18 protein-coding genes are annotated in these 13,936 nt (G+C 60.1%); 9 read left to right on the top strand and 9 right to left on the bottom strand.

Annotated features, from left to right (window positions below; translation table 11 throughout):
• Window positions 1-2 precede the first annotated feature (2 nt).
• The 9 genes from hisD to F8N66_RS06510 all read right to left on the bottom strand — a co-directional run bounded on the left by hisD (window position 3) and on the right by F8N66_RS06510 (window position 6,916).
• The gene (gene hisD, locus F8N66_RS06550) at window positions 3-1,328 is read right to left on the bottom strand and encodes a histidinol dehydrogenase (RefSeq protein WP_150769415.1); all 1,326 of its coding nucleotides are present in this window, start codon (window positions 1,326-1,328) and stop codon (window positions 3-5) included.
• Between the two features lie 126 nt (window positions 1,329-1,454).
• Window positions 1,455-2,090, bottom strand: a complete 636-nt coding sequence (gene hisG / locus F8N66_RS06545; protein ID WP_150769414.1) for an ATP phosphoribosyltransferase — start codon at window positions 2,088-2,090, stop codon at window positions 1,455-1,457.
• A 143-nt stretch (window positions 2,091-2,233) separates the two neighbouring features.
• Entirely contained in the window at window positions 2,234-3,499 is a 1,266-nt protein-coding gene (murA, locus tag F8N66_RS06540) for a UDP-N-acetylglucosamine 1-carboxyvinyltransferase (RefSeq protein ID WP_150769413.1), read from the bottom strand.
• A gap of 22 nt (window positions 3,500-3,521) precedes the next feature.
• Window positions 3,522-3,761: a BolA family protein gene (locus F8N66_RS06535; protein ID WP_077045294.1), complete on the bottom strand. Its 240-nt coding sequence runs from the start codon at window positions 3,759-3,761 to the stop codon at window positions 3,522-3,524.
• 114 nt (window positions 3,762-3,875) lie between these two features.
• Window positions 3,876-4,181, bottom strand: coding sequence for a lipid asymmetry maintenance protein MlaB (locus F8N66_RS06530; protein ID WP_150769412.1), 306 nt, complete (start codon window positions 4,179-4,181; stop codon window positions 3,876-3,878).
• The gene (locus tag F8N66_RS06525) at window positions 4,178-4,831 is read right to left on the bottom strand and encodes a phospholipid-binding protein MlaC (RefSeq protein ID WP_150769411.1); all 654 of its coding nucleotides are present in this window, start codon (window positions 4,829-4,831) and stop codon (window positions 4,178-4,180) included. Before F8N66_RS06525 ends, F8N66_RS06530 begins: the two co-directional genes overlap by 4 nt.
• An 11-nt stretch (window positions 4,832-4,842) precedes the next feature.
• Window positions 4,843-5,310 (bottom strand): outer membrane lipid asymmetry maintenance protein MlaD, encoded by a 468-nt coding sequence (mlaD, locus tag F8N66_RS06520; RefSeq protein ID WP_046026814.1) that lies wholly within the window; start codon window positions 5,308-5,310, stop codon window positions 4,843-4,845.
• Window positions 5,310-6,107, bottom strand: coding sequence for a lipid asymmetry maintenance ABC transporter permease subunit MlaE (gene mlaE / locus F8N66_RS06515; RefSeq protein WP_150769410.1), 798 nt, complete (start codon window positions 6,105-6,107; stop codon window positions 5,310-5,312). Before mlaE ends, mlaD begins: the two co-directional genes overlap by 1 nt.
• A complete protein-coding gene (locus tag F8N66_RS06510; RefSeq protein ID WP_150769409.1) occupies window positions 6,107-6,916 on the bottom strand; it encodes an ATP-binding cassette domain-containing protein in 810 nt (269 codons plus the stop codon). The genes mlaE and F8N66_RS06510 overlap by 1 nt, the downstream gene beginning before the upstream one ends.
• Before the next feature lie 274 nt (window positions 6,917-7,190).
• Between F8N66_RS06510 and F8N66_RS06505 the strand changes: the two genes are divergently transcribed.
• The 9 genes from F8N66_RS06505 to rapZ all read left to right on the top strand — a co-directional run bounded on the left by F8N66_RS06505 (window position 7,191) and on the right by rapZ (window position 13,927).
• Entirely contained in the window at window positions 7,191-8,165 is a 975-nt protein-coding gene (locus F8N66_RS06505) for a KpsF/GutQ family sugar-phosphate isomerase (protein ID WP_150769408.1), read from the top strand.
• Window positions 8,165-8,689: a KdsC family phosphatase gene (locus tag F8N66_RS06500; RefSeq protein WP_150769407.1), complete on the top strand. Its 525-nt coding sequence runs from the start codon at window positions 8,165-8,167 to the stop codon at window positions 8,687-8,689. Before F8N66_RS06505 ends, F8N66_RS06500 begins: the two co-directional genes overlap by 1 nt.
• 7 nt (window positions 8,690-8,696) lie before the next feature.
• Window positions 8,697-9,269 carry an LPS export ABC transporter periplasmic protein LptC gene (gene lptC, locus F8N66_RS06495; protein WP_150769406.1) on the top strand — a complete coding sequence of 191 codons (573 nt, stop codon included), beginning with the start codon at window positions 8,697-8,699 and terminating at the stop codon, window positions 9,267-9,269.
• The gene (lptA, locus tag F8N66_RS06490; RefSeq protein WP_150769405.1) at window positions 9,256-9,804 is read left to right on the top strand and encodes a lipopolysaccharide transport periplasmic protein LptA; all 549 of its coding nucleotides are present in this window, start codon (window positions 9,256-9,258) and stop codon (window positions 9,802-9,804) included. Before lptC ends, lptA begins: the two co-directional genes overlap by 14 nt.
• Entirely contained in the window at window positions 9,804-10,529 is a 726-nt protein-coding gene (gene lptB, locus F8N66_RS06485; protein ID WP_150769404.1) for an LPS export ABC transporter ATP-binding protein, read from the top strand. Before lptA ends, lptB begins: the two co-directional genes overlap by 1 nt.
• A gap of 184 nt (window positions 10,530-10,713) precedes the next feature.
• On the top strand, window positions 10,714-12,207 hold the full coding sequence (locus F8N66_RS06480) for an RNA polymerase factor sigma-54 (protein ID WP_150769403.1): 1,494 nt from the start codon (window positions 10,714-10,716) through the stop codon (window positions 12,205-12,207).
• Between the two features lie 74 nt (window positions 12,208-12,281).
• Entirely contained in the window at window positions 12,282-12,590 is a 309-nt protein-coding gene (gene hpf, locus F8N66_RS06475; protein WP_007941242.1) for a ribosome hibernation-promoting factor, HPF/YfiA family, read from the top strand.
• 12 nt (window positions 12,591-12,602) lie between these two features.
• Window positions 12,603-13,067 (top strand): PTS IIA-like nitrogen regulatory protein PtsN, encoded by a 465-nt coding sequence (ptsN, locus tag F8N66_RS06470; protein WP_150769402.1) that lies wholly within the window; start codon window positions 12,603-12,605, stop codon window positions 13,065-13,067.
• Window positions 13,068-13,069: 2 nt separating this feature from the next.
• Entirely contained in the window at window positions 13,070-13,927 is an 858-nt protein-coding gene (gene rapZ, locus F8N66_RS06465) for an RNase adapter RapZ (protein WP_150769401.1), read from the top strand.
• Window positions 13,928-13,936: the final 9 nt, after the last annotated feature.

Genomic DNA, 13,936 nt, shown 5'->3' with positions numbered 1-13,936 from the left:
GCTCAGTTCCCCTGCTTGTCGTCAATGATGCGGTATTCGGCGCTACGAGCGTGAGCGGTCAGCGACTCGCCGCGGGCCAGCACCGAAGCGGTCTTGCCCAGGTCCGATGCGCCCTGCTCGGAGCAGAAGATGATCGAGGAGCGTTTCTGGAAGTCGTACACACCCAGCGGCGACGAGAACCGTGCAGTGCCGGAGGTCGGCAGCACGTGGTTCGGACCCGCGCAGTAGTCACCCAGGGCTTCGGAGGTGTGACGGCCCATGAAGATCGCGCCGGCGTGGCGAATCTGTGGCAGCCAGGCCTGCGGATCGGCGACGGACAACTCCAAGTGCTCCGGCGCGATGCGGTTGGCGACTTCGATGGCTTGCTCCATGTCACGCACCTGAATCAGCGCGCCACGGCCATTGATCGAGGTTTCGATGATCCCGGCGCGCTCCATGGTCGGCATCAGCTTGGCGATGCTGGCGGCGACCTGATCCAGAAACGCAGCATCGGGGCTAACCAGAATCGCCTGGGCGTCTTCGTCGTGCTCGGCCTGGGAGAACAGGTCCATGGCGATCCAGTCCGGATCGGTCTTGCCGTCGCACACCACGAGGATCTCCGAAGGACCGGCGATCATGTCGATGCCGACCTGGCCAAACACGTGGCGCTTGGCGGTGGCGACATAGATGTTGCCCGGGCCGACCACTTTGTCGACCTTCGGCACGCTTTCAGTGCCGTAGGCCAGCGCGGCAACGGCTTGTGCGCCGCCGATGGTGAACACGCGGTCGACGCCAGCGATGCAGGCCGCGGCCAGCACCAGCTCGTTGATTTCACCACGTGGAGTCGGCACCACCATGACCACTTCGGTCACGCCAGCGACCTTGGCCGGGATCGCGTTCATCAGTACCGACGACGGGTACGACGCCTTGCCGCCCGGCACGTACAGGCCGGCGCGATCCAGCGGCGTGACCTTCTGGCCCAGCACCGTGCCGTCGGCTTCGGTGTAGCTCCAGGAATCCTGCTTCTGCTTTTCGTGGTAGCTGCGCACGCGTGCCGCGGCTTTTTCCAGGGCTTCGCGCTGCTCTGCGGTGATGCGGGTCAGCGCCAGTTCCAGGCGTGCGCGCGGCAGGATCAGGTCGGCCATGGAGGCAACGTCCAGCCCGTCGAACTGACGGGTGTAATCCACCAATGCAGCATCGCCACGCTCACGCACGGCCTTGATGATGTCCAGCACCCGCTGATTGACCGAGTCGTCAGACACACTTTCCCAGCTCAGCAGATGATCCAGATGATGCGCGAAATCCGGGTCAGCAGCGTTGAGTCGGCGAATTGCAGTCGGTGCGGTCATAGCGAGAGCCTCATAGGAATGGCAAAAACTCAGGCGCCCTAACTTAGCAGTCGTTTCCGCTTGGGCACCTGAGAATTCTGGCTATGAGGCGGATAGACGGGCGCGCCTTACCGGCGCGCAGGTGAATCAGCCGCGGTGTCGAGACTCCACTGCCTTGCGCAGGGTGTCGATCAACGCCTGGATACGGGCGTGCTGCATTTTCATCGAAGCCTTGTTGACGATCAGCCGGGAGCTGATGGCAGCAATGAACTCCTGGGGCTCCAGGCCGTTGGCCCGCAGCGTGTTACCGGTGTCGACCACGTCGATGATCTTGTCGGCCAGGCCGATCAGCGGAGCCAGTTCCATCGAGCCGTACAGCTTGATGATGTCGACCTGGCGGCCCTGCTCGGCGTAGTAACGCTTGGCAACGTTGACGAACTTGGTGGCGATGCGCAGGCGGCCCTTGGGCTCGATGGCGCCGACCTTGCCGGCGGTCATCAGCTTGCACTGGGCAATTTGCAGGTCCAGTGGCTCGTACAGGCCCTGGCCGCCGTATTCCATCAGCACGTCTTTACCGGCGACACCCAGGTCGGCGGCACCATGCTCGACATAGGTCGGCACGTCGGTGGCACGCACGATCAGCAGGCGTACATCTTCCTGGGTCGTGGGGATGATCAGCTTGCGGCTCTTGTCCGGATTCTCGGTCGGCACAATGCCCGCTTCAGCCAGAAGCGGCAGGGTGTCGTCAAGGATGCGGCCCTTGGACAGTGCGATGGTCAACATGGGAAACGTCAGTCCTTATCAGGCTACTGATGCCCGGTCACAAATGGCGCCGGACACACATCGAGGGCATTCTCCATAATGAAAAGACGCCCTCGACTTGAAACAAAACCAATGGGCACGTCCCTGTGCCCCATCTGCAACCACTAGCCCGGAACGCGACGGATCTTGGCGCCCAGCATCTGCAGTTTCTCTTCGATGCACTCGTAACCACGGTCGATGTGGTAGATGCGATCGATCAGCGTGTCGCCTTCGGCGATCAGCGCCGAAATCACCAGGCTGGCCGAAGCACGCAGGTCGGTGGCCATGACGGGCGCGCCCTTGAGCTTTTCGGTACCGGTGACGATGGCGGTGTTGCCTTCAACCTGGATCTTGGCGCCCATGCGGTGCAGTTCGTAAACGTGCATGAAGCGGTTTTCGAAGATCGTCTCGATCACAGCACCGGTGCCTTCGGCAATGGCGTTGAGGGAGATGAACTGCGCCTGCATGTCTGTCGGGAATGCCGGGTACGGAGCGGTGCGCACGTTGACGGCTTTGGGCCGCTTGCCGTGCATGTTCAGCTCGATCCAGTCGTCACCGCAGGTGATTTCGGCGCCGGCTTCCCGGAGTTTTTCCAGGACGGCTTCGAGGATGGTCGGATCAGTGTCCTTGACCTTCACGCGACCACCGGTCACGGCAGCCGCCACCAGGTAGGTGCCGGTTTCGATACGGTCAGGCATCACTTTGTAAGTGGTGGTGTGCAGGCGCTCGACGCCATCGATGGTGATGGTGTCGGTGCCAGCGCCGGATACCTTGGCACCCATGGCGTTCAGGAAGTTCGCCAGGTCGACGACTTCAGGCTCGCGCGCGGCGTTTGCCAGTACGCTGCGGCCTTTGGCCAGAGCGGCGGCCATCATGATGTTTTCGGTACCGGTCACACTGACGGTGTCGAAGAAGAAGTGCGCGCCGCGCAGGCCGCCTTCAGGCGCCTTGGCCTTGATGTAGCCGCCTTCGACGTCGATGATCGCGCCCATGGCTTCCAGGCCACGGATGTGCAGGTCGACCGGACGCGAACCGATGGCGCAACCGCCAGGCAGCGCCACTTCGGCTTCACCGAAACGGGCAACCATCGGGCCCAGCACCAGGATCGACGCACGCATGGTTTTAACCAGTTCGTACGGAGCGATCAGGGTCTTGATGGTGCGCGGGTCGATTTCGACGGACAGTTTCTCGTCGATCACCGGCTCGATCCCCATGCGACCGAACAATTCGATCATGGTGGTGATGTCGTGCAGGTGCGGCAGGTTGGCAACGGTCACCGGACCATCGCACAGCAGCGTGGCGGCTAGGATCGGCAGGGCAGAGTTCTTTGCCCCGGAGATGCGGATTTCGCCGTCAAGACGAGCACCGCCAGTAATAATCAATTTATCCATAAGAATCTCGACGCCCTTGGGCTCAGGTGCGCTCGGCCCAGGCCGCGCTGCTGAAAAATTTCATAGTGACCGCATGAATGCTGCCATCGGTGATCCATGGGTTCAAATGGGCATAGATCTGCTGCTGACGCTTGACCGGGCTCAATGCCGCCAGTTCATCGCTAATCACGTTCAGCTGGAAATTGCAGCCTTCGCCTTCAACTTCCACCTGCGTTCCTGGCAGCTTTGCTTCAAGGAAGCTTTTCACTTCTACGGCCTGCATGCTCAACCTCAATCGGCGCCCTGTGCGCGCGGGTCGGACATCATACAAAAAAGCCCCGCGCCTGCGAACCCCGCGAAGCAGGACTCTGACGGGGGGCTTGTTTATCGATGCGGGTTAGGGATGCGCCAACAGCTCGGTCAATTCACTGACCTGAGCAATTTCGCGCATGTCTTCTGGCATCCCACGGATGCTCAGCGCCTTGCCGGCCGCCTGTGCATCGCGCATGAAGCACAGCAGCAACGACAGCCCGACGCTGCTGGACTTGGTCACCGCCGAACAATCGACCACCAGTGCCTCGGCCTTGCTGGCCTTGATCAGCGCCTGCCCGTGCTCGCGCAGGCCCGGGCCCGTGCGGTAATCCAGCACGCCGCTGAGCCGCAGCTCGCCGGCTTCGTCCATCAGGACGGCCGACTCACTCATTGGGTTTGCTTCTCGGTGGACTGCTCAGCGGTTTCCTTGGCCTTGGCGACTTCCCCGGCCCAACCATTGATGGTCTTGTCCAGGTCATTGCCATTGCGCTGCATCGCGTCGGCGAACTGATCGCGGAACAGCTTGCCGATGTTGATGCCGTTGATGATGACGTTGCGCAGCTTCCAGTCGCCACCGACTTTTTCCAACGTGTAGGACACAGGATAGATCGCGCCATTGCTGCCCTTGACGGTCATGCCGACACTCGTACGGTCGCCCGACTCGTCCTTGGCGGGATCCACGGTGATGCCCTGGTTGTTGTATTCGAGCAAGGCGTTGCCATAGAACTGGAACAGACCCTTCTTGAAGTTTTCTTCGAAGGTCTTCATTTGCGCAGGCGTGGCTTTACGCGAGTACTTGACCGTCATGATGCTCTTGGAAATGCCCTCGGCATCCACCACGGGCCCGACGATGGTGTTCAGCGCCGTATAAAAGTCCTGCGGATCCTGCTTGTACTTGTCTTTGTTGGCGGCCAGATCGGCCAGCAAACGGTTGGTGGTGTCCTGTACCAGTTCGTGCGCGGAAGGCGCCGCCACGGCGTTAGCCATCAACGGCAGGGCCGCGAGTAATACCAACAGGCCACGTCGCAAGGTAGAGATCATTTAAAAATTCCTCATTTGGCGTCTTTGCTAACGGTGTTGAGAAGGAACTTGCCGATCAGGTCCTCGAGCACCAGCGACGACTGGGTGTCGTGAATCGTCCCGCCGTCCTTGAGCAGGGCTTCTTCCCCGCCCACGCTGATACCGATGTACTTCTCGCCCAACAGCCCGGCGGTCAGGATAGATGCAGTGGAGTCGGCCGGCAGGTTATCTACGCGCTTTTCCAGCTGCATGGTCACCCGACCGGTGAAACTGTCGCGGTCCAGATCGATTGCCGTGACCTTGCCGATGGTCACACCGGCCATGGTCACTTTAGCTCTGACCGTCAAACCGGCGATATTGTCGAAGTACGCATAAAGTTTATAGGTATCGGTGCTCGGGCTGGGCGACAGGCCACTGACCCGCAACGCCAGCAGCAACAAAGCCAGGATGCCAGCCAGCAAGAAAAGGCCGACACCGATTTCCAGGGTGCGGTTTTGCATCAGAAATCTCCAAACATCAAGGCGGTCAGAATAAAGTCCAGACCGAGCACAGCCAGTGAGGCATACACCACGGTCTTGGTAGTGGCACGACTGATCCCCTCGGAAGTGGGCTCGCAGTCATAGCCTTGGAATACGGCGATCCAGGTCACGACGAAGGCAAAAACCATGCTTTTGATGATGCCGTTGAGCACATCGTCCGCGAAGGTCACGCTGTTCTGCATGTTCGACCAGTACGAACCTTCATAGACACCCAGCCAGTCGACAGCCACCCACGAACCGCCCCAGATGCCCACCACGCTGAAAATCATCGCCAGCACCGGCAGGGAAATGAAGCCGGCCCAAAGGCGCGGGGCAATGATGTACTTGAGCGGGTCGACCCCGATCATTTCGAGACTGGACAATTGTTCGGTGGACTTCATGTTGCCGATTTCGGCCGTCAGCGCCGAACCGGCACGCCCGGCAAACAGCAATGCCGTCACCACCGGGCCCAATTCGCGCAGCAATGTCAGCGCAACCATCTGCCCGACCGCCTGCTCCGAACCGTAGCTGGACAGGATATTGAACCCCTGCAGCGCCAGCACCATGCCGATGAAAATCCCGGAGACCACGATGATCACCAGCGACATCACGCCTATGGAGTGCAGTTGCTTGACCAACAGGCCGAAACCACCACCGATGCCGCCACGGCCCAGCAGCGCATGAAACAGGAACAGCGTCGAACGTCCGAACACCGCCAGCACATCGATGCCGGCGCTGCCGAAGCGGCGCACGCGCTCTAAAAGTGAAATCTTGCGCATCAACGCTTCCCCAGGAGATCTGCGCGGTAATCCGTCGCTGGAAAGTGGTACGCGACCGGACCATCGGGTTCGCCGGTCATGAATTGGCGAATCTTCGGGTCATCCGAACTCATCAAATCTTCAGGCGTGCCCTGCCCCAAAACCTGCCCGTCGCCCACCACATAGATGTAGTCGGCGATGCTCGCGGTCTCGGCCAGGTCGTGGGACACCACGATGCTGGTGATGCCCAGCGCATCGTTGAGCAGGCGGATCAGGCGCACCAGCACGCCCATGGCGATTGGGTCCTGGCCGACGAAGGGCTCGTCATACATGAGGATCTGCGGGTCCAGCGCAATCGCCCGTGCCAGCGCGACGCGCCGCTTCATGCCGCCGGACAGCTCGTCGGGCATCAGGTCGATGGCACCGCGCAAACCCACGGCCTGCAACTTGAGCAGGACGATATCGCGAATCATTTCTTCAGGCAGCGCGGTGTGGACACGCAGGGGAAAGGCCACGTTCTCGAACACATCGAGGTCGGTAAACAGTGCGCCACTCTGAAACAGCACGCCCATGTGCTTGCGGGCATCGAACAGATCGCTGCGCGAGAGCTTCGGCAGGTTCTGGCCGTTGACCCAGACTTCGCCCCTGGAAGGTCGCAACTGCGCCCCCATCAATCGCAACAGCGTAGTCTTGCCACAGCCGGAAGGTCCCATGATGCCGGTGACCTTGCCGCGGGGAATACGGATATCGACGTTATTGAAAATGCTGCGCGCACCGCGCTTGAAGGTCAGTCCCTTCAGCTCGACCGCGTAGGCGTTATCGGCACTCATCTAAACTCCTTGCGATGCAGCCTCTCACTCGGACGCCTGACTTTCTGACGAAAGCACATACCTCCGGGCGGGCCGAACTGGCGGCGAACTATATCACTGCAAACGCCACGCGCCCAAGGTCATTGCCGGACCTTGTTCCACGACATAGGTAGCAAAAGGCTTCATTTAGAGGGATTCGGTAACAAGGAATGACAATGCGCGACGAACTTGCGTGAGGGTTTCGATCATAACCGCTATAATCGCCGCCTTTTCATCAGGCTAAACGATTTCTGACATGAGCCAATCCAGCGACCTGATTCAATCCGCCCAACGCACCATCCGCCTCGAGGTGGAAGCCGTACAAGGCTTGCTGCCGCAAATCGACGCAGATTTCGTACGCGCCTGCGAGATGATTCTGGCCAGCAAAGGCCGCGTAGTCGTGGTCGGCATGGGCAAGTCGGGGCATATCGGCAACAAGATCGCCGCCACCCTGGCCAGCACCGGCACCACGGCATTTTTCGTTCACCCCGCTGAAGCCAGCCATGGTGACATGGGCATGATCACGCGCGACGACATCATCCTCGCGCTGTCGAACTCCGGCTCCACCAATGAAATCGTGACCCTGCTGCCGCTGATCAAGCGCCTGGGCATCCAGCTGATCAGCATGACCGGCAATCCCGATTCGCCGCTGGCCAAGGCCGCCGAGGTGAACCTCAACGTCCACGTCGAACATGAAGCCTGCCCGCTGAACCTGGCGCCCACCTCTTCGACGACCGCCGCACTGGTCATGGGTGATGCACTGGCCGTCGCCCTGCTGGAAGCCCGCGGTTTCACCGCCGAGGACTTCGCTTTTTCCCATCCGGGTGGCGCACTGGGCCGACGCCTGCTGCTGAAAGTGGAAAACGTCATGCACGCCGGCCAGGAGTTGCCACAAGTCCAGCGCGGCACCCTGCTCAAGGACGCCCTGATGGAAATGACCCGCAAGGGTTTGGGCATGACCGTGATCCTCGAAGCCGATGGCAAGCTCGCCGGGATCTTCACCGACGGCGATTTGCGCCGCACGCTGGACCGTACCATCGACATCCACAGCGTCACCATCGATCAAGTCATGACCGCCCACGGCAAGACCGCCCGCGCCGAGATGCTCGCCGCCGAAGCCCTGAAAATCATGGAAGATCACAAAATCAACGCGCTGGTGGTGGTCGATGACGAAGACCGTCCGGTCGGCGCCTTGAACATGCACGACCTGCTGCGTGCGGGGGTAATGTAATGAGCACGGACCTGATGCAACGCGGCCAACAGATCAAGCTGGCGGTTTTCGACGTCGACGGCGTTCTCACCGACGGACGCCTGTACTTCCTCGAAGACGGCAGCGAATTCAAGACCTTCAACACCCTCGACGGCCAGGGCATCAAGATGTTGATGGCCGCCGGCGTGCAGACCGCGATCATCAGTGGCCGCAAGACGCCGGTGGTCGAGCGCCGGGCTAAAAACCTCGGTATCCCGCACCTGTATCAGGGCCGCGAAGACAAACTGGTGGTGCTCGACGAGCTTCTTGGCCAACTCAACCTAAGCTATGAACAGGTCGCCTACCTGGGTGACGACCTGCCGGACCTGCCGGTGATTCGCCGTGTGGGCCTGGGCATGGCCGTGGCCAATGCCGCCAGCTTCGTGCGTGAGCACGCCCATGGCGTGACCCAGGCCCGCGGCGGCGAAGGTGCCGCCCGCGAATTCTGCGAATTGATCCTGCGCGCCCAGGGCCGCCTCGATGCGGCCAACGCCGCGTACCTGTGAGCCAAACATGCTGAGCAAAAAGATTCGCAACATCCTGGTGTTCGGCTGCATCGCGGCGATTTTCGCCGCGGTCGGCTACTGGAACATCAGCCCCGAACGCTTCCTCGACAAGCCGGTTGCGCCGGTCGACAACAGCGCGATCGACTATTACGCCATCAACGCCCACAGCGTGCAGTTCCTGCCGGACGGCAAGCTGCAATACGAAATGACATCGGACAAGGTCGAACACCTTAAAGCGACCGAAGTGACCTTGCTGACCAACCCCGACCTGAACATGTTCCGCGGCACTCAATTCCCCTGGCACGTCCAGAGCGAAAAGGGCGAAGTCAATCCGGACGGCACCCAGGTCGAACTGATCGATTCGGTACGCATCACGCGTTTCGACGAGAAAAACCGCAGGACCCTGATCACCACCACGCGCATGACGGTGTTCCCGCAGCAGCAATATGCGCAGACCGAGCAACCCGTTAGAATCGACGGCGCCGGCGGTGTATCGACAGGCAACGGAATGAAAGCGTACTTGAAAGAAAGCAGGATACACCTGCTATCGAACGTAAGAGGACAGTATGAGGCTCGTTAAAACCCTCCCTATTTTGCTCAGTCTGGGCGCAGCACTGGGAAGCGTGAGCGCCTGGGCTCTGCCGAACGATCAAGAGCAGCCTATCCGCATCCAGGCCGACGATGCCCAGCTGGACGACAAGAATGGCATTGCCACCTACAAAGGTGACGTGATCATTACCCAGGGTTCGATGAAGGTCACCGGCAATACCGTGACCATCACCCGCACCGCTGCCGGCGATATCGACGTGGTGACCTCGGTGGGCAACCTGGCCTACTTCGAGCAACTGCAAACCCAGGGCGACACCAAGCCTGTACAAGGCTGGGGCGTGACCATCCAGTACCACGCCTCGCAGAACCGCGTCGTGCTGATCGATCGCGCCAAAGTGGTCGACAAGGACAACAACACCACCCAGGGCGAGAAAATCGTCTACGACACGGTCAAGAAGCTGGCCAGCGCCGGCCGCGCCACCGGCAGCAAAGTCACCGAGGCGCGCCCGCGCATCGACATGGTGATCCAGCCGAAAAAGAAAACTGACGAGCAAAAGGCCCAGTAATGGCAACTCTGAAAGCTCAGCATCTGGCCAAGAGCTACAAGAGCCGCCAGGTCGTGCGTGACGTCAGCCTGTCCATCGAGAGCGGTCAGATCGTCGGCCTGCTCGGTCCCAACGGCGCCGGCAAGACCACCTGCTTCTACATGATTGTCGGCCTGGTCAGGGCAGACCAGGGCCGCGTCCTGATCGACGATCTGGACGTCAGCCACCAACCGATGCACGGTCGGGCGAAGGCCGGTATCGGCTATCTGCCGCAAGAAGCGTCGATCTTCCGCAAACTCTCGGTCGCCGACAACATCATGGCGATCCTCGAGACCCGCAAGGAACTCGACAAGGACGGCCGTCGCAAGGAACTGGAAAGCCTGTTGCAGGAATTCCACATCAGCCACATCCGCGACAACCTCGGCATGAGCCTGTCCGGTGGCGAACGCCGCCGCGTGGAAATTGCCCGTGCGCTGGCCACCAACCCGAAATTCATCCTGCTCGACGAACCTTTCGCCGGCGTGGACCCGATTTCGGTGGGCGACATCAAGCAAATCATCCACCACCTCAAGGCCAAGGGCATTGGCGTGCTGATCACCGACCACAACGTCCGTGAAACCCTGGATATCTGCGAAACCGCCTACATCGTCAACGATGGCCAACTGATCGCCGAAGGCGACTCCGCCACCATCCTGGCCAACGATCTGGTCAAGGAAGTGTACCTGGGCCATGAGTTCCGCCTGTAAGCACTGAGGTGCCTGGCTTGTCGACCGAGCGCTTGTCTCGATGAAAAATCAACACTTTTTTATTGTTACAGCGCTCTAGGCAAACACTGCAATTTCGGGCATATAATTTGCTTAAGTTTGGCGCTCCGGCGCTCTGTAGTGGATGGCGCATGTGCGCCGGCGAATAAGGTGTTAAGCCCCTGCCATGAAACCATCGCTAGTCTTGAGAATGGGCCAGCAGCTGACGATGACACCGCAGCTGCAACAGGCCATCCGCCTGCTCCAATTGTCGACCCTGGACCTGCAACAGGAAATCCAGGAGGCCCTGGAGTCCAATCCGATGCTCGAACGCCAGGAAGAAGGCGACGACTTCGATAACACCGACCCCTTGGCCGACAACGCCGAACAGAAGCCCAACACCGATATCCAGGAACCCTCCTACCAGGAAAGCGCCCCGACGGTTGATAACCTCGAGGAAGGCGACTGGAACGAGCGCATTCCCAACGAGCTTCCCGTCGATACCGCCTGGGAAGACGTCTACCAGACCAGCGCCAGCAGCCTGCCAAGCAACGATGACGACGAGTGGGATTTCACCACCCGCACATCGGCCGGGGAAAGCCTGCAAAGCCACCTGCTGTGGCAATTGAACCTGGCGCCGATGTCCGACACCGACCGGCTCATCGCCGTGACCCTGATCGACTGCATCAACAACCAGGGTTATCTGGACGAAACCCTCGAGGAAATCCTCGAAGCCTTCGACCCGGAACTGGACATCGAACTGGACGAAATCGAAGCCGTCCTGCACCGCATCCAGCAATTCGAACCCGCCGGCATCGGCGCCCGCAACCTGGGCGAATGCCTGCTCCTGCAGTTGCGCCAGCTGCCCGCCAAAACGCCTTGGCTGGCCGAGGCCAAGCGCCTGGTCACCGACTACATCGACTTGCTCGGCAGCCGTGACTACAGCCAGCTGATGCGCCGCATGAAACTCAAGGAAGATGAGCTGCGCCAGGTGATCGAACTGGTGCAGAGCCTCAACCCGCGCCCGGGCTCGCAGATCGAGTCCACCGAAGCCGAGTACGTCGTACCCGACGTAATCGTGCGCAAGGACAACGAGCGCTGGCTGGTGGAGCTCAACCAGGAGTCAGTGCCGCGCCTGCGCGTCAACGCCCAGTACGCCGGTTTCGTGCGTCGCGCCGACACCAGTGCCGACAACACCTTCATGCGCAACCAGTTGCAGGAAGCCCGCTGGTTCATCAAGAGCCTGCAAAGCCGCAACGAAACCCTGATGAAAGTTGCCACCCAGATCGTCGAGCATCAGCGCGGCTTCCTGGAGTATGGCGACGAAGCCATGAAGCCATTGGTCCTGCATGACATCGCTGAAGCGGTCGGCATGCACGAGTCAACGATCTCTCGGGTGACCACCCAGAAGTTCATGCATACCCCTCGGGGCATATACGAACTGAAATACTTTTTCTCCAGCCATGTCAGCACCTCTGAAGGTGGCGAATGCTCGTCCACGGCGATCCGCGCGATCATCAAAAAACTGGTTGCCGCGGAAAATCAGAAAAAGCCGTTGAGTGACAGCAAGATCGCTGGTTTACTGGAGGCACAAGGCATTCAGGTGGCTCGCCGCACCGTCGCCAAGTACCGCGAATCCCTCGGGATCGCGCCTTCGAGCGAACGCAAGCGGTTGATGTAGAGCCACGCCACAGCGTTCCAGTGGTAGATCATCGGGTCTACCGCTTTATGCACTGGCAACGAAGGAGAAGCTGTATGCAAGTCAACATCAGTGGACACCAACTGGAAGTGACCGAACCTCTTCGCACCTACATCGGCGAAAAACTCGAACGATTGGAGCGACATTTCGACAAGATCACCAACGTGCAGGTCACGATGACGGTCGAAAAGCTGAAGCAGAAAATCGAAGCCACGCTGCATATTCCCGGCAATGAAGTGGTCGCCAACGCAGAACATACCGATATGTATGCGGCGATCGACGCACTGACCGACAAGCTGGATAAACAACTCAAAAAGCATAAGGAAAAGACCCAGAGCCTCCTCCAGGGCGCTACCGGTCGTTAACACTCCCAACCCATGATCCGACTTGAAAGTATCCTGACCCCCGGCCGTTCCCTCGTGAACGTGCCGGGCGGCAGCAAAAAGAAAGCCCTCGAGCAAATTGCCAACCTCATCCATCGCGAAGTGCCGGATCTGGAGATGCAAGATGTCTTCGAGGCTTTGATTGCCCGTGAAAAACTCGGTTCCACCGGTTTTGGCAACGGCATCGCCATTCCTCACTGCCGCCTCAAGGGTTGCCATTCGCCCATCAGCGCCTTGATGCACCTGGACGCCCCTATCGATTTTGACGCTATCGATGGCGCCCCGGTTGACCTGTTGTTCGTCCTGCTGGTCCCGGAAGCCGCCACCGATGCGCACCTTGAATTGTTACGCCAGATCGCCAGCATGCTCGACCGCAAGGACGTGCGCGACAAATTGCGCAGCGCCCCGAGCAATGAAGCCTTGTATCAGGTTGTCCTAGACGAGCAAAACGGGCAGTAATCATGCGCTTGATCATCGTCAGCGGCCGCTCCGGCTCGGGTAAAAGTACCGCCCTCGATGTACTTGAGGACAACGGCTATTACTGCATCGACAACCTGCCGGCCGGCTTGCTGCCGGAACTGGCGGAACGCGCGCTGATTCACACCGAGCTGTCCCAGCCGCTGGTTGCGGTATCGATCGATGCCCGCAACCTGCCAAGCCACTTGTCGCGGTTCCCGGAGCTGTTGGCAGAGGTTCGCAGCCGACATATCCAGTGTGACGTCCTGTACCTGGATGCCGACGAAGAAACCTTGCTCAAACGCTTTTCGGAAACCCGCCGCCGCCACCCGCTCAGCAGTGCCAATCGCTCGCTGGCCGAGGCGATCAACGATGAAACGAGCCTGCTAGGCCCTATCGCCGACCTGGCCGATCTCAAGGTCAATACCACCAACCTGAACCTTTACCAGCTACGCGACACCATCAAGCTGCGCCTGCTGAACCAGCCGGAGCCCGGAACAGCGTTCCTGGTCGAGTCTTTCGGTTTCAAGCGTGGCATGCCGGTGGACGCCGACCTGGTCTTCGATGTGCGCTGCCTGCCCAATCCTTACTGGAAGCCTGAGTTGCGCGCGCAGTCCGGCCTGGATCAACCGGTTGCCGAGTACCTCGCGGCACAGCCGGACGTTGAAGAGATGTTCCAGGATATTTCCTCCTACCTGCTCAAATGGTTACCCCGTTTTGCCGCCAGCAACCGCGCCTATGTCACCATTGCCATCGGTTGCACCGGCGGTCATCACCGTTCTGTCTACCTGACCGAACGCCTGGGCAAGACCCTGCAGCAATCCCTGAAAAACGTCCAGGTCCGCCACCGCGACCTCAGCTAAAGGATTCAC

This window comes from Pseudomonas fluorescens (assembly GCF_902498195.1).
Taxonomy (GTDB): Bacteria; Pseudomonadota; Gammaproteobacteria; order Pseudomonadales; family Pseudomonadaceae; genus Aquipseudomonas; species Aquipseudomonas fluorescens_BU.
Note: the sequence above shows the minus strand (reverse complement) of the source record. Positions and strands in the feature narration are given on the sequence as shown.

Coding starts and splice junctions, on each gene's coding strand:
- ptsN (WP_150769402.1), top strand. CDS start 12,603: ATGATCCGACTTGAAAGTATCCTGACCCCCGGCCGTTCCCTCGTGAAC.
- lptA (WP_150769405.1), top strand. CDS start 9,256: ATGAGGCTCGTTAAAACCCTCCCTATTTTGCTCAGTCTGGGCGCAGCA.
- hpf (WP_007941242.1), top strand. CDS start 12,282: ATGCAAGTCAACATCAGTGGACACCAACTGGAAGTGACCGAACCTCTT.
- rapZ (WP_150769401.1), top strand. CDS start 13,070: ATGCGCTTGATCATCGTCAGCGGCCGCTCCGGCTCGGGTAAAAGTACC.
- F8N66_RS06530 (WP_150769412.1), bottom strand. CDS start 4,181: ATGAGTGAGTCGGCCGTCCTGATGGACGAAGCCGGCGAGCTGCGGCTC.
- F8N66_RS06525 (WP_150769411.1), bottom strand. CDS start 4,831: ATGATCTCTACCTTGCGACGTGGCCTGTTGGTATTACTCGCGGCCCTG.
- F8N66_RS06510 (WP_150769409.1), bottom strand. CDS start 6,916: ATGAGTGCCGATAACGCCTACGCGGTCGAGCTGAAGGGACTGACCTTC.
- mlaD (WP_046026814.1), bottom strand. CDS start 5,310: ATGCAAAACCGCACCCTGGAAATCGGTGTCGGCCTTTTCTTGCTGGCT.
- hisD (WP_150769415.1), bottom strand. CDS start 1,328: ATGACCGCACCGACTGCAATTCGCCGACTCAACGCTGCTGACCCGGAT.
- F8N66_RS06535 (WP_077045294.1), bottom strand. CDS start 3,761: ATGCAGGCCGTAGAAGTGAAAAGCTTCCTTGAAGCAAAGCTGCCAGGA.
- murA (WP_150769413.1), bottom strand. CDS start 3,499: ATGGATAAATTGATTATTACTGGCGGTGCTCGTCTTGACGGCGAAATC.
- mlaE (WP_150769410.1), bottom strand. CDS start 6,107: ATGCGCAAGATTTCACTTTTAGAGCGCGTGCGCCGCTTCGGCAGCGCC.
- lptC (WP_150769406.1), top strand. CDS start 8,697: ATGCTGAGCAAAAAGATTCGCAACATCCTGGTGTTCGGCTGCATCGCG.
- F8N66_RS06500 (WP_150769407.1), top strand. CDS start 8,165: ATGAGCACGGACCTGATGCAACGCGGCCAACAGATCAAGCTGGCGGTT.
- F8N66_RS06505 (WP_150769408.1), top strand. CDS start 7,191: ATGAGCCAATCCAGCGACCTGATTCAATCCGCCCAACGCACCATCCGC.
- lptB (WP_150769404.1), top strand. CDS start 9,804: ATGGCAACTCTGAAAGCTCAGCATCTGGCCAAGAGCTACAAGAGCCGC.
- F8N66_RS06480 (WP_150769403.1), top strand. CDS start 10,714: ATGAAACCATCGCTAGTCTTGAGAATGGGCCAGCAGCTGACGATGACA.
- hisG (WP_150769414.1), bottom strand. CDS start 2,090: ATGTTGACCATCGCACTGTCCAAGGGCCGCATCCTTGACGACACCCTG.